Raw genomic sequence first — 20,921 nt, 5'->3', positions numbered from 1 at the left:
AAGAGCGGAACCAATCGAAGCCGTAACCGAAGGAATGGATATGTACTCAACCAAACGAAGCCCAAAAGCATGAGCCTCCTGCCCTACGCCTGGGCCAAATCCCAACGCATCCTCCTCCACCCGGGAACCCAGGGCCCGACGCTGACCATCTGCCCCTCCACCCCCGGCTGGTCCATCAGCGAAGTCCACCGCCAGTTCGGCCAAACCCACCTCATCCAGGTGCGCGACGACGAACTCGACGGCCTCCTGGCCACTGCCTACGCCGACACCGGCAGCGCCGCCGCCGTCGTGGGCGCCGCCGAAAACGAAGTCGACCTCGACCGCCTCATGCAAGACATCCCCGAAATCACCGACCTGCTCGACACCCAGGACGGCGCCCCGGTGATCCGCATGATCAACGCCTTGCTCACCCAGGCCGCCCGCGACGAAGCCAGCGACATCCACATCGAACCCTACGAAACCCACTCCGTGGTGCGCTACCGCGTCGACGGCACCCTGCGTGACGTGGTGTCCCCGCGCAAGGCCCTGCACGGCGCCCTGGTCTCACGCATCAAGATCATGGCCCAACTCGATATCGCCGAAAAACGCCTGCCCCAGGACGGCCGCATCGCCCTGCGCGTGGCCGGTCGCCCCATTGATATCCGCGTCTCCACCGTGCCCACCGGCCATGGCGAGCGCGTAGTGATGCGCCTGCTGGACAAACAAGCCGGCCGCCTGCAACTGGAAACCCTCGGCATGGACCCCGCCGTCCTGGCCAAACTCGACACCCTGATCCGCCAACCCCACGGCATCGTGCTGGTCACCGGCCCCACCGGCAGCGGCAAGACCACCAGCCTCTACGCCGCCCTGGCCCGGCTGGATGCGAGCGCCAGCAATATCCTGACCGTCGAAGACCCGGTGGAATACGACCTGCCGGGCATCAGCCAGATCCAGGTCAACGCCAAGATCGACATGACCTTCGCCCTGGCCCTGCGGGCAATCCTGCGCCAGGACCCGGACATCATCATGATCGGCGAAATCCGCGACCTGGAGACCGCACAAATTGCCGTCCAGGCCTCGCTCACGGGCCACTTGGTGCTCGCCACCCTGCACACCAACGACGCCGTCTCGGCGGTCAACCGCTTGATCGACATGGGCGTCGAACCGTTCCTGCTGGCCTCGTCACTGCTCGGCGTATTGGCCCAGCGCCTGGTGCGCCGGCTGTGCCCGCACTGCAAGCAGGAAGACCCGGCCGCGCCCGGCACCTGGCGGCCTGTCGGGTGCGCGCAGTGCAGCCAGATCGGTTACAGCGGGCGTACCGGTATCCATGAATTGTTCTGCATCGACGACGAGCTGCGCGGGCTGATCCACCAGGGCGCCGGCGAGCAGGCCTTGAAGGCCGCCGCACGCCGCGCCGGCATGTTCAGCATGCGTGAGGATGGCGAACGCTGGGTACGCAGCGGCGCCACCGCCCCCGAAGAAATCCTGCGCGTAACACGGGACGCCTGATGAACCGATACCGCTACGAAGCCGCCGACGCCAGCGGCAAGCTGGAGTCCGGGCACCTTGAGGCAGACAGCCAGAGCGGCGCCTTTGCCAACCTGCGCAGCCGTGGCCTGACGGCCTTGCGGGTGCAGGTCGAGAACAACAGCGAGCGTGCCGGCGGTGGCAGCCGGTTCAGCGCCAAGCTCTCGGACAATGACCTGGCCTGGGCCACGCGCCAGCTGGCGAGCCTGCTCGGTGCGAGCTTGCCACTGGAGGCCGCGTTGAGCGCCACGGTGGAGCAAGCCGAGAAAAAACACATTGCCCAGACCTTGAGCGCGGTGCGCGCCGATGTGCGCAGCGGCATGCGCCTGGCCGATGCGTTGGCCGCCCGGCCCCGGGACTTTCCGTCGATCTATCGGGCGCTGATCGCGGCGGGGGAGGAGTCCGGCGACCTGGCCCAGGTCATGGAGCGCCTCGCCGACTACATCGAGGAACGCAATAACCTGCGAGGCAAGATCCTCACGGCGTTTATCTACCCGGGCGTGGTGGGGCTGGTGTCCATCGGCATTGTGATTTTCCTGCTCAGCTACGTGGTGCCGCAGGTGGTCAGTGCGTTTTCCCAGGCCCGCCAGGACCTGCCGGGCCTGACGTTGGCGATGCTCAATGCGAGTGACTTTATCCGCGCCTGGGGCTGGCTGTGTTTTGCCGGGATCGTGGGTGGTTTCTGGAGCTGGCGCCTGTACCTGCGCAACCCCGTGGCACGGTTGAGCTGGCACAGCCGGGTGTTGCGCCTGCCGTTGATCGGGCGTTTTGTACTGGGCCTCAACACCGCGCGGTTTGCCTCGACCCTGGCGATTCTCGGCGGGGCGGGCGTGCCGTTGTTGCGCGCCCTGGAAGCGGCGCGCCAGACCTTGTCCAACGACCGCTTGAGCCAGTGCGTCACAGATGCCACCGCCAAGGTGCGCGAGGGCGTCAACCTGGCTCCTGCGCTGGCGGTGGAAAAGGTCTTTCCGCCCGTGCTGATCCACCTGATCGCCAGCGGCGAAAAAACCGGCTCGCTGCCGCCGATGCTCGAACGCGCGGCGCAAACCCTGTCGCGGGATATCGAGCGTCGGGCGATGGGCATGACGGCGTTGCTTGAGCCACTGATGATCGTGGTGATGGGGGCCGTTGTGCTGGTCATCGTCATGGCCGTGCTGCTGCCGATCATCGAAATCAACCAACTGGTGACCTGACTGCTGACGGAACGCGGTCAAAAAGGTGGGAGCGGGCTTGCTCGCGAAAGCGGTGTGTCAGTCAACACATGTCGCGCCTGATCCACCGCTTTCGCGAGCAAGCCCGCTCCCACATTTGAACTGCGTTTCTTCAAGACTATTTTCGCGCGCCCGACACGCGGGTCCCAACCTCGGGTTCCTCATTCTGTCATCTGCCCAACCCCACCACACGGCCCGTAACGCCTCCAGCCCGGTCCTCGAAATCCGCGCTGAAACCTCGCTGTCACCTCACCCCCAAACCGCTCAAAAGTGTGACCAAAACACCCGAGAATCTTTTTAAAAATCAAGCCGTTCCTCCCGAGGTTTTTTCCTTTAGCTGTCATCGGATGCTGCGAAATTTCATACCCATGGCCTCACCCCTGGGTACCCCCCGGAACACAGCCCGGGACCGAAGCCATAGCGTCATCTACCCCAACGTACAAACACGACGAAAGGAGCTTCTTCATGTTTAAGCGCAACGTTCTCGCGGTATCCATGACCCTCGCTGCACTGTGCTCGGCCCAGGCTGCCATGGCAGACATCAACGGCGGCGGCGCCACCCTGCCACAACCGCTGTACCAGACCTCCGGCGTATTGACCGCCGGTTTCGCCCCGTACATCGGCGTGGGCAGCGGCAAGGGCAAACTGGCGTTCCTGAACAACGACTACAGCCAGTTCGGCACCGGCACCAAGAACGTTCACTGGGCGGGCAGCGACTCGAAGCTGACCTCGACTGAACTGTCCACCTACGCCTCCACCAAACAAGCGACCTGGGGCAAGCTGATTCAAGTGCCTTCGGTCGCCACTTCGGTTGCCATTCCATTCAACAAGGCCGGTACCAACGCAGTTGACCTGAGCGTTGATCAACTGTGCGGCGTGTTCTCGGGCCGCATCACCACCTGGAACCAACTCCCGGCTACCGGTCGCACCGGTAACATCGTGGTGGTTTACCGTAACGAAGCCAGTGGCACCACCGAGCTGTTCACCCGTTTCCTGGCGGCCAAGTGCGTCAATGAGTCCAAGAAATTTGTGGTCACCACCAACTTCGCGGACAGCTTCGGCGTGCCACCAGGCGCCGTGCCTGCCGTGACCAGCCAAGGCGTGATGACCGCGCTGAACGCCGGTGATGGTCGCATCACCTACATGAGCCCGGACTATGCCGCGCCTACCTTGGCTGGCCTGGATGACGCCACCAAAGTGGCCAAGGTCGCCGGTGTTTCTCCAGCCCCTGATAACGTTTCCGCCGCCATCGCTGCTGTGCCCGTACCGGCTGCTGCCAACGTCGCCAACCAGAACGCCTGGGTACCGGTGTTTGCTGCCGCCGCCGATGCCAACGATCCAAGCGTCGTGCCTTACCCAAGCAGCGGTTATCCGATCCTGGGCTTCACCAACCTGATCTTCAGCCAGTGCTACGCCGACGCCACCCAGACCTCGCAAGTGCGTGCGTTCTTCACCCGTCACTTCGGTGCCAGCGCCTTGAACAGCAACGACAACGCGATCAAGGCCAACCGCTTCGTGCCACTGCCAGCTGCCTGGAAAGCCGCGATCACCAGCAACTTCGTTACCGCAACCAGCGCGCTGAGCATCGGCAAGTCTGATGTCTGCAACGCCATCGGTCGTCCGCTGTAACCCACGCTTTTACCGACCGGCAACACCCGATCAGCAACGGCCTGTGCCGTTGCTGATTTTTGCGTTTGCGGCTCGGCTATCAGCCTTACATGAACTTTCCATGACAGAAGTTCAGTCCCGCCCCTCGCCAACCGCCTAACTCCCATACGTGACGCACGTCGCCAGTTCCCCATGGGCAAAAACAAAGAAGGAAGCTTCCTGATGGTCCGCTGCAAACCACCGGTCAACCTGAATGCCCAAGGCCCTGGCGGCCAGACGATCCTGCGCCTCAAACCCCTGGCCCAGGCGATTGCCTTGTTCATGGTGGCAGGCAGCGCCCACGCGGCGACAGCGTTCAGCTCCGGCTGGTTTGCCGACAAGGGTGCCTCCCAGGCGGCGACAGCGGCCCGCCTCAACGGGGCGCAGGTGCCGGGGATTCCGTCGTTGAATCAGCAGGCGCGGGCGAACCAGCAGTTGTCACGTTCCATCAGCACGCTCAACAACAGTGTCGCGGCGATTGCGGCCCAGCAGGCCGCCCAGGCCGCTGGCCGGCAAGCGGCGCTCGGCCAGGTCTCGACGATTCCCGACGGCCTCGGCAAGGGCGGCTTGCAGGTGGACAACAGCCTGACCCAGGGCTGGACCAACGCCAAGGGCCCGACCCAGAGCCAGTCCGGTGGCAAGACCACGGTGACTATCGAGCAGACCGCCGACAAGGCGATCCTCAACTGGGAAACCTTCAACGTCGGACGCAACACCACGGTCGATTTCCAGCAGCAATCGAATTGGGCCGTGCTCAACCGTGTCAACGACCCCAACGCGCGCCCCAGCGAAATCCAGGGCCAGATCAACGCCCCTGGCACAGTGATGATCATGAACCGCAACGGGGTGATCTTCAGCGGCAGCAGCCAGGTCAATGTGCGCAACCTGGTGGCGGCCGCCGCCACCATCACCGATGACCAATTCACCCAACGCGGGATCTATGTGGATGCCAACGGCACCCAGCCGACTTTCACCGACGCGGCGGGCAAGGTCGAGGTGCAGCGCGGCGCGTTGATCCAGACTCACAACCCGGCCACCTCTACCGACGCCGGTGGCTACGCCTTGCTGCTCGGCTCGGAGGTCGAGAACGCCGGCAGCATCATCACCGCCAGGGGCCAGGCCACCCTGGCCGCCGGCGACAGTTTTTATATCCGCAAGGGCGTCGGCACCACCGGCAACGACCGCTCCACCACCCGTGGCAATGAAGTGGCCACCAGCCTCAAGGCCGGCAGCACGTCGGGCAAGGTCAGCAACAGCGGCCTGATCATGGCGTCGACCGGCGACATCACCCTCACCGGGCACCAGGTGCAGCAGAACGGCGTGGCCCTGGCCAGCACCTCGGTGGATACCCGCGGCACGATTCACTTGCTCAACGCCGCCAGCGACACCAGCGCCAGCGTGACCCTGGGCGAGGGCAGTACCACGGCGATCCTGCTGGACGCCAGCGGCAGCACCGCCCTCAACAGCCAGAAGGACAACGGCCTGATCAAGCTCGACGGCTTGCCTGCCAACCTGATCACCGGCCAGTTCAACAACCTCAGTGCGGTGGCCGACCGCACCGACCAATCGCGGATCGAGATCGTCAGCGGCGGCACCGTGGATTTCCAGAAAGGCTCGATCACCCTGGCCACCGGCGGCCAGGTGGCGGTCAGTGCCGGCCAGCGCAGCCTGGTGCGTGACGGCGCGATGATCGACGTGGCCGGCGCGATTGGCGTCAAGGTGGCGATGGAAGCCAACAACATCAAGATCAACGTGCAGGGCAACGAACAGCGCGACGCGCCCGCCAACCGTGACGGCGGGCAATTGATCAACAACGATGTATGGGTCGACCTGCGGGACCTGGTGTTCGTCCCGGCCGGCACCAACGGCTATGCGACGGACCGCTGGTACACCGCCGGCGGGCTGCTGGAAGTCGGCGGTTACCTGGGCACCCAGGGCCACTCGGTCGGCGAGTGGATGGCCCAGGGCGGCACTGTGACGTTCACCGGCAAGGACGTGGTGACCCAGCAGGGTGCCCAGGTCAATCTGTCGGGCGGCACCGTCGATGTGCAGGCCGGCTACATCCGCCAGACCTGGCTCAAGGGGCCTGACGGCCAGCTCTATGAGCTGTCGAAAGCCCCCGGGGACATTCTCTACGCGGGGATCTACAAGGGCTTTGAAGACACCAGCGTCCGCTGGGGCCGCAGCGATTTCTACTACAACCCGCTGGTGGCCCAGCAAAGCCGCTACGAGGCGGGCTACACCGTGGGCCGCGACGCCGGCAAGCTGGTGGTGGGCACCACCAACGCGGTGCTGGAAGGCCAGTTGATCAGCGATGTATTCCAGGGCGATCGCCAGACCCAGGCACCGAATATCAACCTTGATGGTTATCAGCAGTCACAGCAGGCCATGGCCCAGCGGGCGCAGTTGATCATTGGCCAGTACACGCCGGTGTACACAAAGGCCACCGGCACCTTGCGCTACGCCTTGACCCCGACCATCGACCAGGTGCTGATCGAGGGCAGCACGCAAAAAATCGCCGACGGCCTGGACCTGGCCACTGCGCTGCCGACCGAACGCCAGGGCAAACTGGTGCTCGACAGTGACCAGCTCAATGGCTACCGGTTGGGCGCGATCAAGGTCGGCGCAAAGCAGCAGATTGACGTCAATGGCGCACTCAAGGTGGCTGACGGCGGCGACATCACCCTGTTCGGCCCCGTGGTTTCAGTCAATGCCAACCTCACGGCCCACGGCGGCAGCATCAACGCGGGCAACCTGCTGAATCAGGTCGACCTCAATCGCTCCAATGTCGTTGGCGATGTGATTCTGCCGGGCATCGGCCGGCTCGATGTGGCCGCCGGAGTCAAGCTGGACAGTTCCGGGCGCTGGAATAATCTGGCGCTGGACCCCTCGGCCACTGACGGGGTGGCGTATATCAACGGTGGCAAGGTGTCGTTGCGCAGCTCCGGCGACGTGAACCTCGCGGCAGGCAGCCTGGTGGAAACGTCGTCCGGGGCGACCATCGGCCTGGATGGCAAAGTCCGGGGCGGCAAGGGCGGCGACGTGACCGTGGGCGCACTGGGGGCTTTGGGCCTGGGCGCCGAGATTCGCGGCTATGGCGTCAGCGCAGGCGGCACCCTGACCTTGCAGGCCAACAAGGTGCAGATCGGCCAGAGCCCGCAGGCGCCGGATGCCAAGACCTTGCAGTTGGCCGGGGATTTTTTCAACAAGGGTTTTTCGGCCTATGACATCACCGGCAACGAAGGATTGCTGGTCGCCGATGGTACTCAGGTGGATGTGAACGTGCCGGCCTACCGGCTCTCGGAGCAGGCCGCCACGACGCCGGGCGGCGGCGCTGCGGCCAGCGTGATGGAGCGCTGGACCCCGCCGCTTTACCAGGAAGACGCGAGCAAGGGCGTACTCGGCCAACGCCGTGGCGCCAGCCTGACCCTTTCCGCCGGCCACCTGGAGTCGCCTGCCGAGCAACTGCCGACAACCGCGCTGGTGGTCGGCAAGGGCGCGGTGATCAGCGTCGACCCGGGCCAGTCGATCAACCTGCGCAGCATCGGCCAACTGACGGTCGACGGCACGCTCAATGCCTGGGGTGGCAGCGTCAACCTGAACGGCCTGACCACGCGCGCGTTCGAGCCGGCCAACGCGGTTGGCCACGGCCGCTCCATCTGGCTGGGTGAAAACGCACTGATCGATGTCGCCGCCCGGGCCGCGACCGCCGTGGACAATCGTGGAAGCCAATACGGTTTGGTCCGTGACGGCGGCAAGATCAGCATCGGCGGCGAGATCAACCTGAGCACCGGCACGGTCACTGCCAGCGACCTGTTTGTGGTGGTACGCGAGGGCGCCCGGCTGGACGCGTCGGGCACGCAAGCGGTGTTGGATGTGCCGGGGCAGGGCGCAACCCGGGTGGCCAGCAATGGCGGCAGCATCAGCCTGGCGTCCAACAATGGCTTGTACCTGGACGGCAGTCTGGTGGCCCGGGCCGGCGGTGCCGGCGCAGCGGGCGGCAGCCTGAACGTAGCGCTGGACAGCCCGTATTACACCAAGAGCAGTGTCACGGATCGCGTGCTGAAGGTGCGTGAACTGGTGCTCGGCCAGACCCATCAGGCTCACCCGCTCGCCGGCACCGCCGCCGACGCGGCCGACAGCCTGGAATACGGCCACGCTCGCCTGGGCGTCGACCAGGTCAGTGCGGGCGGCTTCGACAACCTGGCATTGATGAGCAACGGCCTGTTGAGTTTCGACGGCGATGTGTCCTTGAACATGGGCCAGAGCCTGCGCCTGTACAGCGGTGCCTTCAACCTCAGTGAGGGCGCGGCAGCCAATGCCCGGGTGAATCTGTCGGCACCGTCTCTGCTGCTGTCCGGCATGGATTCGCCGGCCCGGGAGTTCTACGTGAACCCGGTGTCGGTGTTGCCGTTACCCTCGCTGCGCGCCACCGAGGCGCAGTTCAATGCCAGCGGCAGCTTGATCGATGTGCGCGGCAGCGTGTTGTTTGGCAGCAAGGGCAAACTGCGCCAGGCCGACGACAGCCTGGTCGGTCTTGAGCGTCGCGGCTTTGATCAGGTCAACCTGACCAGCCAGGGCGATCTGCGCTTCCTGGCGGGTGCGAACCCGGACGGCGTGGCCTTGAGGGTCAGCACCCAGTTATTGACCCAGGGCGACATGACCTTGCGGGCGGCGCAGTTGTATCCGGCCACGGAGGTCGGTGCGCGGGTCATTGCCGGCTACCTGAGCGAATTCAACAGCCTCAACATCACGTTCGACCCGCTGCGCACCCTGACCATTGGCCGTACCGGCAACACGGATGCCGCGGTGCCTTACTCGGCATTCGGGCGCCTGCAACTGGGCGCCGCGACGGTGCGGCAGGGCGGTGTGGTGCGGGCGCCCCTGGGGTTGATCGATATCGGCAGCATGGGCAGCAGCCAGGTGCAATTGCTGCCGGGCAGCGTGACGTCGGTGAGCGGCAGGGGCCTGGTGCTGCCGTATGGCGGCACCCTGGACGGGCAGGTCTATAAGTACAACGGCAAGACCGTGACGTTTGTCGGCCAGGGCGGGCTGGTCAACCAGGACGCGGAACTCAGCGTCGGGGTGATTCTCGGCGGCCAGTCGGTGCAGGTGCAGCCTGAGGCTACCCTGGACCTGTCGGGCGGCGGCGAATTGCTGGGGGCCGGTTTCGTTTCCGGGCGCGGAGGCTCTACGGATGCGCGCTACAGCCCACTGGTGCAGTTTGGTGCCAATGGCGGTTTTGTGTTGCCGGGCCTGGCCACCAACCCGATTTACGCCATCGTGCCCGGGGTACAGCCCGGCGCGGCACCGGTGGCGCCGGAGAAGGGCGCAGTCGATCCGTTGGTGGGCCAGCAGGTCACCATCGGCGCCGGAGTGCCGGGGCTGCCGGCGGGCACTTATACCCTGATGCCGTCCACCTACGCCTTGATGCCCGGCGCTTTCCGTGTCGAGATCAACGGCCTGGCCGGTCTCGGCAGTGATGCCGCCACCCAGCGCATGCGCAATGGCTCCTGGTCCACCGCCGGGCGCTTGTCCATCGCCAACACCGGGATCGGCAACAGCGTTGCCAGCCAGTTGATTCTGACCTCGGCCGATACCTTGCGTCGCTATTCCCAATACAACGAAACCAGCTACGCCCAGTTCGCCATGGCCGACGCTGCGAAACAGGGTGTGCCACGCCCGATGCTCGCCGTCGACGCCAAGACCCTGAAACTGGCCTTGCGGCCAGGGGGCGGCGCTGATGCGTTTTCGTTCCAGGGCATAGGCCGTTTTGAGGCCGCGACGGGTGGCTATGGCGGCGCGGTGGCGGTGATTGATCCAAGCAAACTGGGTATTGAAGTCGTCGCGGCGGGCAGTTCCGCAACCAGCGGTTTTTCCGGCATTACCTTCAACGATGACAGCCTCAACGCCTTGGGAGCCTCGCGTTTGATGGTGGGGGGGATGACGGCAGTTACGTATGGCCAGTCCGGGAATTACATCGTCCTGGCGGGCGGTACGAGTCGGGCCAACAGCACCGTCACGCTTCGGGAAGGTGTGACGCTCGCAGCGCCGGAAATCTTTTTGTTGAGTGACACCAACGCGATCGTCCTGGAGCAGGGCGCATCCATCAACACCATCGGCCGTGGCAAAGCCAGCTACGACGCTCGTGACGGTTTTATCTACAAAGTCACCAATATGCTGGCGGCGTCCAACGGCTTGCTCAATGTCATTGCATTCAATACGACGGTGCCCAGCGGCGGGATCAGCATCGGTGTGTGTGACACGGGCCTGTGCAGCGGGCAAACCGGGCTGTACTCCGAAGGCAGCATCGTGGCGTTGACCAACAATACCTTCCAGTTGGGCGACCAGGTGCGCTACGGCACCCGTCACCTCAACCTGGGGGTCAACACCATTAACCTCGGCAGCGCCCAAGCCCTGGCCGCGGCCGCTGCGGCCAATCAGTTGCCGGCCGGCCTGACACTCACCCAGGCGCTTCTTGATCGCCTGCTCAAAGGTGATTCACAGTTCGGTGCGCCGGCCCTGGAAACCCTGCAGCTCTCGGCGCGGGACAGTTTCAACTTCTACGGCAGTACCTCCCTGGACACCTATGACCCACTGACGGGTAAGTCGCGGCTGAGCAACCTGATGCTCTCCACTCCGGCGATCTACGGTGCCGGTGGCGCTGGCGACGTGGCCAACATTCATACCGCCAACCTGATCTGGCAGGGCGCGACCACCCCACCGGGCTCGGTGATCGCCGGCGGGGCGGGCACTGGCAGCGGGCGCCTGGATATCAACGCCGAGCGTATTGAGTTCGGCTACGGCGCCTTTGCCCAGACCAACACCGTGAGCAGTTTCGATCGCCTGGCCTTGGGCTTTGCCAGCGTGAACCTCAATGCCAGCGAGCGCATTACCGCCAACCACAAGGGCAGCCTCTCGGTGTATCAGAGCCAGGGCGCCTATGACCCGGTGAAGGGCTTCCAGTACAGCGGCGGCGACCTGAATATTCTCACGCCACTGATGACCGGCGAAGCCGGTTCGGTGAACCGCATGACCGCAGGTGGGGCGATTGATATTGCAGCGTCCGCAGGGGCGCGCGGCAAGGCCGACGGCCAGGGCGCCGAACTGTCCCTGCAAGGCGACAGCATTCGCCTGGCCACGGCGGTAGTGCTGCCCAGCGGCAAAGTCAGCCTGGGCGCCCGGGGTGATGTGGTGCTGACGGATGCGGCGTTGATCGACGTGGCCGGTGGCGCCACTGTGTTCAACGATGTGACCCAGTACGACGCGGGCGGCACTGTGCTGCTGGACAGCCGCAGCGGCAATATCCTGCAGGCTGCCGGCTCGACCATCGACCTCTCGGCCAAAAACAACCAGGCCGGCAAACTGCGGGCGGTTGCGGTGGACGCGGCGGGCGGTATCGTCGACCTGCAAGGCACGATCCTCGCCGGCAGCAGTGGCTATTACGATGCGGGCGGGACCACGATGCCTTATGAGGCCGGTACCGTGGAAATCCAGGCCCAGCGCCTGGGCAGCAGCGGTTCACTGGACCAGCAGTTCGCCGACCTCAACCAGCGCCTGAATCAAGGCCAGGTGTTCGGCACACGCAGCTTCCAACTCAAGCAGGGCGACTTGACCATCGGCAATGGCCTCAAGGCCGGCACCGTCAACGTCTCCGTGGACAACGGCAGCCTGCGGGTCACCGGCCTGGTGGACGCCAGTGGCGAGCGCGTCGGCAGCATCAACCTGGCCGGCAAGCACGGCCTGACGCTGGACGGCGGCGCGGTACTCGACGCCCATGGCAGCAAGCTGCGGGTGGACAGCTACGGCAAGATCATCGACTCGCCCAACCGGGCCATGGTGGTGCTCGGCTCCGGCACCGGTCAACTGACCCTGGCCGATGGCGCACGCATCGACCTGCGCCACGGCACCGAGGCGGTCCAGGGCAATGACGGGCGCAATCGCGGCACCCTGGAACTGAATGCACCACGGCTGATCAACGTCGATGGCACCAGCAACGACATCAACATCGATGCCCATGGCCGCCTGACGATCCAGGGCGCGCGCTCGATCACCCTCAACGGCATGATCAGTTACGACGATGCGCCACTGGTCACCGATCCGACGGCCAGCGGGCGGCCTTACCAACAGATCGACCAGGCCTACCTGGATGGCAAGCATGTGCTGAGCACGGCCTTTATCAACGGTGCATTGCTCAACCAGAACCTGCTGCAAAACAAGCTCGCCGGGCTTAACAATGCAACCTACGCCGATGCCTTCCACCTGCGCCCGGGCGTGGAAATCGTCAGCAAGACCGCGGACGGTGACCTGGTGGTGCAGGGCGATCTGGACCTGTCCGGCTACCGTTACGCCAGCCTCAACCCCAACAGCCAGAAAACCTCGGTGTATGGCTCCGGTGAGTCGGGCAGCCTGACCCTGCGCGCCGGTGGCGACCTGAACATTTACGGCAGCATCAACGACGGTTTTGCGCCGCCACCGCAGACCGTCGATGACAAGGGCTGGGTGTTGTTGCCGGGCATCGACTTTACCGGCGGCACGATCATCGTGCCGGGTAACGGCATCACCCTGGCGGACGGCACGACCTTCCCGGCGGGCACCGTGCTCAACTACGACCTGCCGATCAAGGCCGTGGGCGTGGCCGCCGGTACGCGCTTGCCGACCCGGGCGACGCTGAACCAGGACCTGACGCTGCCTGCCGGTACGGTATTGGCCGCAGCGGTGTTCGACAGCGCGGGCAATGTGCTGTTTGCCGCAGGCACGTTATTGAGCCAGGCACACACCCTGGCGGCCGGCTCACAGCTGGACGCCGGCAGCCTGCTGACCCAGGACACCCGGCTCGGGGCGCTGACCTGGCCCAAAGGGGTGCCGTTGCCGACGAACTACGAGGCGCTTAACCCGACGCAAAACTACGTGACCCTCAATGGCGACATACCGCTGCCGCGCGGCGCGTTGATTCCTTCCGGCACCAACGTCAAGTTGCCGGGCGGGGCTGAGTCGGTGGCGTTGCGCCCGGAAGTGGCGGGGCGCCAGGGCAAGCTGTGGGCCCTCTCGCCGATGCTGGCCGAAGGTTCGCAATCCTGGTCGCTGCGGTTGGTTGCAGGTGCTGACACCGAGGCGGCCGACAGCCGCATCCTGCAAGCCCATCCGCGCAGCGGCGACCTGCGTTTGGCTGACAGCCACTACGGCATGTTTGCCAAGGAGATGCCTGCCAAGGGCAAGTTGACCTGGACCGCCTTCGCGGTGGAGGACTTTGCGGCCAATGGGGTGGTGGTCAAGGAAGGCGATCCGATCGACCAAAAGATCCTCGATGATTTCGGCCTGGGTTCGATTGATGATTTCTGTGCGGGCAATCCGGCGTACTGCGCCGTGAAAGTTGGCTATGTCTGGACCGAATTCGGCGCCAAGGACCTGGCGGACAACGGGATTATCGTCACCGTCGGAACGCCGATCGAGCAAAGCATCCTGGACCAGTTCGGTATCCCTTCCATCGATGAGTTCTGTGCAAGCTCGCCCGCCTACTGCCAGGCCCAAAGCGGCAAAGAGTATGCGGCGACCCCCTCCAGCAGCCGTTTCAGTGTGATTCGCACTGGTACGGGCGACCTCGAACTGCTCAGCGCCGGCGACTTGAGCATGGACTCCCTGTACGGGGTCTACACCGCCGGTACATCGTCCACTGCAACCGGTGCCGGTGACCCCTACAACCAGCCCAAGGCGCTGAACAGCGCGAAGACGGTGCTGAACGATACCAACAGTTATTTTGAACAGTTCGTCAACGGCTCATCTGACAGCCTGTACCGTGCCTGGTACCCGGAGGCAGGGGGGAATTTGAGCGTGAACGTGGGGGGCAACCTGACGGGGAATATCCTGGGAGGCGTCTTCAACCCAAGTCGGCCCAACCCCCTGGATAACGGCATCGACTCCGCCGATGTGGCCAACTGGCTGTGGCGCCAGGGCAGCGGCACGGTGAACACCGGCGGGCAGGCGCAGCCGACGGCCTGGTGGATCAATTTCGGTAGCTATACCGCCAACGCCTCCAAGGCTGATGCGTTCGTCGGGTTTACCGGTTTCGGCACCCTCGGCGGCGGTGACGTGGATGTACAGGTAGGCGGAGATGCCGGTGTGCTTCGGCGCATGGACGGCAACCCAATGTCGGCCTCTGCCAACCCGCGCAGCCAGGGGCTGGTACTGGCGGTCGGCAGTACCGGGCGGGTTGCCGGTGATGGCAGCCTGCAGTTGACGGGCGGTGGTGATCTGCGGGTGCGTATCGGTGGCGCCCTGAACCCTGGCAGCGTGGTTGATGTAAACGATCAGAACGGCCAGTTGGTGAATATCCGGGGCAATGTCCAACTGCAAAGTGCGACCACGGGCCGGATCGACCTGACCTACGGCAGCAACAGCTCTGAGCAGAGCCCGGGCGAAACCCGCGCATTCGATCCGTTCCAGGCGACCCGTGGCCGGGCAGTGGGGGGCATCACCCTGGTGCCGGGGGATGCCACATTCAACCTGACGACATTGGGTGACCTGGTGCTGCAGCAAGTGATTGACCCGGGCCGTGTTGTCCTGCTGAACAACTCATCGTTTACCCGTGGAGGGACGAGTGGGACCGGCGAAAGTTGGTTCTCGTTATGGACCGGTCACACGGCAATCGACCTGTTTTCAGCGGGGGGCAACTTGACGCCATCTGTCTCCGCCGCAGCGTCCGACCTGGCAACCGTCTACCCATCGATCGTTCGAGCGACGGCGGCTGGCGGCAGTATTTATTACGGAAACGCCGTCCTGGGGTCCCAAGCCGATACGAGTCCGATAAATGCCTTGGTGCTCGCTCCCGGTGCCAGCAGCCAGTTGCAATTCCTGGCCCATGACTCGATTTATGCGGGCGGTATGTTTGTCACGCCTTCCGGGGCCGACCCCAGCATCATGGCCACACCTTGGCGGCCGGCGTTCGTCGGGACCATTGATGGTCAGGTGGTTGTCGATGGCAACAATCTGTCGGAAAACGGTAGCTCGCCGGGTTCCCTTCCGCGGCCTCTGTTTGCCTTTGGCTCCGCCACGGCGTCGGCAGCCGCTTACGCGCCAACGGAACCGGCGCGGTTCTATGCCTTGACCGGCGACCTGGTGGGGGTCAGCAGCGGCCGGACCCTGACGTTCAATTCTTCTCCCTCGTTTTTGCATTCGGGGCAGACCTGGTATGAGGGTAACGGGCCGGTTTGGATGATGGCGGGGCGAGACATTGTCAGCAGTGGCAGCCGTTTTAATACGGCCCCCGGTGCGGTCAGCGAGCAGTCGACCGGCAACCTGTTCATCCACAACAACCCCACTGACATCTCCATCGTCTCCGCCGGGCGCGACATTCTGTACAGCAACTTCCAGGTTGCCGGTCCTGGCCTGCTGGAAGTGACGGCGGGCGGCAATATCCTGATGTCCGGGCGTGACCCGGCGAAGGGCGGCGAAGTCAGCATCACCAGCCTGGGCCCGGTGGTCGCGGGCGACAACCGCCCTGGCGCAGGCATCGTCATGCAAGCTGGCGTCGGCCCCAACGGCCCGGATTACCGGCGCTTTGTCGAGGCCTACCTGGACCCGGCCAACCTCGTCCAGCCAGGTGAAGCCCTGTCGATCCAGGGCGGCAAGGTCGCCAAGACCTATGAGAACGAACTGGTCACCTGGCTCGCCGAGCGCTTCGGTTTCGTCGGCACCCGCGAGCAGGCCCGCGCGGTTTACGCCGCACTGCCCGCTGAACAGCAACGGGTGTTCGCCCGTGATGTGTACTTCGCCGAACTCAAGGCTGCCGGCCGTGAGTACAACGCGGTGGGCGGTGTGCGCCAGGGCAGCTATGTACGGGGGCGTGCGGCGATTGCCGCGCTGTTCCCGGACAAGGACGTGGCCGGCAACCCGATCACCTACAAGGGCGATATCACGTTGTTCGGCGGCTCCGGTGTACACACCAATTTCGGTGGCTCGATCCAGATGCTCACCCCGGGCGGTGGGCAGACCTTCGGCATCGAAGGCGCGGCACCGCCGTCCACCGCCGGTGTGATCACCCAGGGCGCCGGCGATATCCAGCTGTATTCCATGGGCAGCATCCTGCTGGGCCAGAGCCGCATCATGACCACCTTCGGCGGCTCGATCATGGGCTGGTCCGGCGAGGGCGACATCAACGCCGGTCGCGGATCCAAGACCACCGTGGTGTACACGCCGCCCAAGCGTGTCTACGACAACTGGGGCAACGTGACCCTGTCGCCGGCGGTGCCGAGCACCGGGGCGGGGATTGCCACCTTGAACCCGATTCCGGAAGTGCCGGCCGGAGACATCGACCTGATCGCCCCGCTGGGTACCATCGATGCGGGTGAAGCGGGGATTCGGGTCTCGGGCAACATCAACATTGCCGCGTTGCGCGTTGTAAACGCCGCGAACATCCAGACCCAGGGCAAGTCGTCCGGGGTGCCGGTGTCGGCGGCGGTAAACACCGGGGCCATGACCTCGGCGAGCGCAGCCGGTGCGGCGGCGTCCCAGGCGGCGGAAGATGCCGCGCGCAGCCAGCAGGCGGCGGCCAAACAGGGCCGGGCGTCGATTGTCACAGTGGAAGTGTTGAGCTTTGGCAGCGAGCCAGTGGAGCGCAAGCCGGAGGACGGGCAGAAGACCTCGGGCTACAACCCCAACAGCCCGGTGCAGGTGCTCGGCGCCGGACCGTTGAGTGACCAGGCGCGGGCGCGGTTGACGGATGAGGAGCGCCAGCAGATCAGCTTGTAGTTTTAGAAAAGGACCTCTCGTTGTATTTGGGGCGATCATTGATCGCCCCTTTTTTTCGTCTTGGGGCCGGGCTTTCCCAGGTGGGATGATGGCGCGGTCGAGCCGGTAGTCACTGAAGCCGGGATGAGTGATATCTCGGCCACCAAGTGCGAGCTCTATCACCCTGATCTGTCAGGCCAGGAGCTGGAGGCGATTAAAAGTACGATGCGCTCAGCATTGGAAACCTACAGCGTTTCACAACGTTGGTCGGTGGCATGGACTGAGGAAATTGGTCAGGCGCTTCGCTCGTGAATTATTCAGCCAGTTGTTTGAATTGCCTCGCCAACTCCAACACGACTCGGCCGCTATTCGCGGTGGGCACCAAATGGGTAAACGGAATATCGATCATCCGATTCTCCCGCACCGCCCGCAAACGCGACAGCACCGGGTCGGTGGTCAGCAACTGACGTTTGCGGCTGGCCGGTGACCACAGCGCATCCGCCAGCAAAATCACATCCGGGTCACTCATCAGCAGGGTTTCGCTGCTCACGGTGACGCGGTATTGGTTGATCCCAGCGAATAAATTGCGCGCACCAGCAGCCGCCACCAACGTGGTGACGAACCCACGCCGGCCTTCGCTGTCCAGCCCGTTGACCTCACTGTCCAGGTAGAACACCGACAGCGGTTTACCCTCACCAGCCAGAGCCTGGGCACTGGCCAGGTCGGCGTCCATGGCATCGCTCAACGCCCGCGCCCGTGGCTGTTTATGCACCAGGGCGGCAAGGGTGAACAGGTCGTTGCGGATATGCCCGAAGTAATCCAGCGAATGCCCGTCGCACGCCGACTCCAGCAAGTACGACCCAACCCCGTTGCCTGCCAACCCTGTGCGGGAGGTGACACCAGTGCCAAAGGCAGTGGCGAATCCACCGACCACCAGATCCGGTTTCTGCGCATAGAGCACTTCGCTGGACGGGTACTTGGACGCAATCACCGGCACGCCGAAATACTCGCCGTGTCGGTGGGCCACACCGTTGTCATCCAGATACGCCACGCCCACCAAGGCCGGGCCGACATCCAGCGCCAACAGCAGGTCTGCGGCATGCTGGTTGAGGGCCACGATGCGCGAGGGCGGTGAGTGGGTGGCCGTCCAGTCCTGGTTGCAGTTGCGATAACGGTCCGCCAGCGCCAACGATGGGCAGAGCAGGGCGCCCAACAGCAACCACGAGGCTTTCATGGGCGCTCCTTGATCAGCAGATCCTCGACGACTTCGCCGCCCACCAGATGCACTTCCACCAGCCGTTGCACATCGTCTTTGTTGTGCACGCCGTACCAGCAAGTGTCCGGGTACACCGTCACGATTGGCCCCAGGTTGCACGGGAACTGGCAGTGGGTGCGTGTCAGCAGCACGCCGCCAGGCTTTTCGATGCAGTCGTGTTGCAGCAGGTGGCGGCGCAGGGTTTTCCACAGCTGCAGCGCGCCACGCTGGATGCAGCGCGGGCCGGTGCACAGGAACACGTGACGGGCGTGGTCAGGCACGTGGGACCAGTCCGGATGAGTTTCCACGGGCGTACTCATCAGAAGCGATACGTGTAGCGTACTTCGGAGGTGAACGGCCGCCCGAGGTTGTCGACGTTGCTGGCGCGGCTGGTGACGTAGTCGCGGTCGAACAGGTTCTCTACCAGCAGGCTCACGCGGTGTTGGTGGGCGTTGTCGAGGTAGCGATAGGCGTCGGCATCCACCACGGTGTAGTTGCCGTATTCGACCTTTTTCGAGCTGACGATATCGCCGATGTAACGCACGGCGGTGCCGGCGCCCCACAGGCGGTCCGCCGATTCATAGCCGACCCGCGAGCGGGCGAAGAAGCCCGGGATATCGTTGATGGTGACACCCGCACGGGACTCGGTGAGGTTGCGGGTCATGTCGGCCTGCACGCTCCATTGTTCATTGAGCTGCAGCTTGGCGTCGGCCTCGAAACCACGCATCTGGATCTGCCCCTGGCCGTTGACCCACTGGATATCGTCCAGGGTGATCAGGTCGGTGATCTTGCGTTTGAACAGCGTGACGCTGGCGCTGAAGTCCCGGGCCAGCAGGCTGCCCTTGTAGTCGACGCCCAGTTCGGCGTTGCGGCTCTTCTCCGGCTTGAGGTTGCGGTTGCCTTTCTCATCGTCTTCGTTGACGAACAGTTGCTCGGCATTCGGCAGTTTGTAGGCGGTGCCGTATTGGCCGCGCAGGGCCCAGTTGTCGTTGAGGTCGTAGAGCGAAGTGAGCATGCCGACAGTGGCGCTGTCGCCGCCGCTCATGGCTTCGTGGCGTACGCCGATGCTCGGGTGCCAGTTCGGCAGGGCTTCGATAGTCGGGCGCAGTTGGGTGTACAGCGCGTGGGCCTGGGCCTTGTTGTCGTCGATGATCAATACATCGTCCTGGCCCTTGAACCACTGGTTATCGGACCCGAATACCAGCACGTGCTCGCCGGGCAGCACGGCCTTGCCTTCGGCCTGCACGCCCCAGTCGGTGAAGCCCCAGTAGTCGTTGTGGTTGATGGCCCGGGTGCCGCCGCCTTCGATATTGTTGATGCGGGTATAGCGTGTGTCCCAATCGTTGATATGACCTTTGACGAAGTAGCTCAGGCGCTCGTTGAGGGTTTGCTCGAAGGTGGCCGTGGCGATCTGTTGCACGCGGTCGTTGGTGGTCTTGTGGTTGTCCACCGGCCGGGCGAAATCGAGGTTGGCGTCGGCGTACTGGTAAAACAGCTCAAGGCGCGTGTCATCGCCAAACGACTGGATCGCCTTGGTGCCGAAGGTGGTGACTTCGTAGGAGCGCTTCTTGTCGCTGACGTTTTTCATGTCGCGGTTGCGAAACGGCTGGTAGCCCTCGGAGACGTTGCGGCTGACGTAGGCCAGCAAGCCAAGATCGCCAAAACCGTTTTTGAAGATCTTCTCGACCCGGGCATCTCCGGTGGTGCCGCCGAAGGTGTCTGCGCCCAGGTTCACCTCGCCGGACGCCTCGCGGGTTTGCGGGCTGCGGGTAACGATGTTGATCACCCCCGACACCGCCTGGGTGCCGAACAGCAGGCTCTGGCCCCCCTTGAGCACTTCGATGCGCTCGATGGCGTTGGCGGGCAGGGTGTCCAGGTACAGGCCGCCGTACAGGCGGTTGTTCAGGCGCACGCCGTCCAGCAGGATCAGCGTGTCGTCGTTGCGCCCACCCAGCAGGGAATAAGTGCCGTAGTCGAACGGGCCATTCTTGGGGGCCACGTACAGGCCGGGGATGAACATCTGCATCACGCGCGACACATCGGCGGCGGGGCCGGCGCGTTCAATTTGTTCGCGGGTGACGATCTCAACCTTGCTGCCGTACTGGGCCATATCGGCCACGGTGGTGGACTCCACCGACGGTGCGGAAACGTTGAGTTGCTTGAGTTCCAGGGTGTTGTCGTCGGCCAGCAGCAGGGGGCTGAACAGGCAGCCGAAAAACAGGCCGGGCACAGGAGTCTTGAAAGGTCGAATCATAGTCTTCTCGGAAAAGTATCTTTCGCGAAAAGCACGCACGAGTAGGCACCGAGCACACGCCAATACCGGCCCATGCCCGCCCACCGCAGGATTTTGCCAAACAGAATTCCAGGCCGGTCTCCGGGCTCACGCGTATGGACACCTTCACCTTCCCATGGCGCGCAGGCCACAGTGGTGTGTCGAAGGGGTCACGCGTCTACCGTTGCGGGGGCAGCACCGGACTGGCTCGGAAAAAGAGCGGCACCGGTTTCCCGTTTCACCCCATGCACGGCGGCATGAGGCACCTGAAACAGGCCGGCATCTGAACATTCGAAAGACCGTT

Annotated in this window: 8 protein-coding genes and 1 riboswitch; of the genes, 5 read left to right on the top strand and 3 right to left on the bottom strand. The window is 64.2% G+C overall.

Annotation, left to right across the window (positions count from 1 at the left end; all coding sequences use genetic code 11):
- Positions 1-69: 69 nt before the first annotated feature.
- From gspE to HX811_RS04960, 5 genes are all read left to right on the top strand, one after another.
- Complete coding sequence (gene gspE / locus HX811_RS04980; protein ID WP_177045033.1) at positions 70-1,488, top strand: type II secretion system ATPase GspE; 1,419 nt, start codon at positions 70-72, stop codon at positions 1,486-1,488.
- Positions 1,488-2,699 (top strand): type II secretion system inner membrane protein GspF, encoded by a 1,212-nt coding sequence (gene gspF / locus HX811_RS04975; protein ID WP_177045031.1) that lies wholly within the window; start codon positions 1,488-1,490, stop codon positions 2,697-2,699. Before gspE ends, gspF begins: the two co-directional genes overlap by 1 nt.
- Positions 2,700-3,182: 483 nt before the next feature.
- Complete coding sequence (locus tag HX811_RS04970) at positions 3,183-4,346, top strand: substrate-binding domain-containing protein (protein WP_003210472.1); 1,164 nt, start codon at positions 3,183-3,185, stop codon at positions 4,344-4,346.
- Between the two features lie 201 nt (positions 4,347-4,547).
- Positions 4,548-17,111 (top strand): filamentous hemagglutinin family protein, encoded by a 12,564-nt coding sequence (locus HX811_RS04965; RefSeq protein WP_177045029.1) that lies wholly within the window; start codon positions 4,548-4,550, stop codon positions 17,109-17,111.
- Between the two features lie 123 nt (positions 17,112-17,234).
- The gene (locus tag HX811_RS04960; RefSeq protein WP_177044547.1) at positions 17,235-17,402 is read left to right on the top strand and encodes a hypothetical protein; all 168 of its coding nucleotides are present in this window, start codon (positions 17,235-17,237) and stop codon (positions 17,400-17,402) included.
- Between the two features lies 1 nt (position 17,403).
- Here HX811_RS04960 and HX811_RS04955 read toward each other — a convergent pair whose 3' ends face one another.
- From HX811_RS04955 to HX811_RS04945, 3 genes are read right to left on the bottom strand one after another with little or no spacing between them, the layout of a single operon-like run.
- Entirely contained in the window at positions 17,404-18,324 is a 921-nt protein-coding gene (locus HX811_RS04955; protein WP_177045027.1) for an ABC transporter substrate-binding protein, read from the bottom strand.
- Entirely contained in the window at positions 18,321-18,653 is a 333-nt protein-coding gene (locus HX811_RS04950) for a (2Fe-2S) ferredoxin domain-containing protein (protein WP_177045025.1), read from the bottom strand. The genes HX811_RS04955 and HX811_RS04950 overlap by 4 nt, the downstream gene beginning before the upstream one ends.
- An 11-nt stretch (positions 18,654-18,664) precedes the next feature.
- Entirely contained in the window at positions 18,665-20,599 is a 1,935-nt protein-coding gene (locus HX811_RS04945) for a TonB-dependent siderophore receptor (RefSeq protein WP_177045024.1), read from the bottom strand.
- A gap of 93 nt (positions 20,600-20,692) precedes the next feature.
- A riboswitch (cobalamin riboswitch) is annotated at positions 20,693-20,902 on the bottom strand.
- Positions 20,903-20,921: the final 19 nt, after the last annotated feature.

The organism is Pseudomonas sp. F8002 (assembly GCF_013385495.1).
Classification (GTDB): domain Bacteria; phylum Pseudomonadota; class Gammaproteobacteria; order Pseudomonadales; family Pseudomonadaceae; genus Aquipseudomonas.
This window is presented reverse-complemented; position numbering and strand designations above follow the sequence as displayed.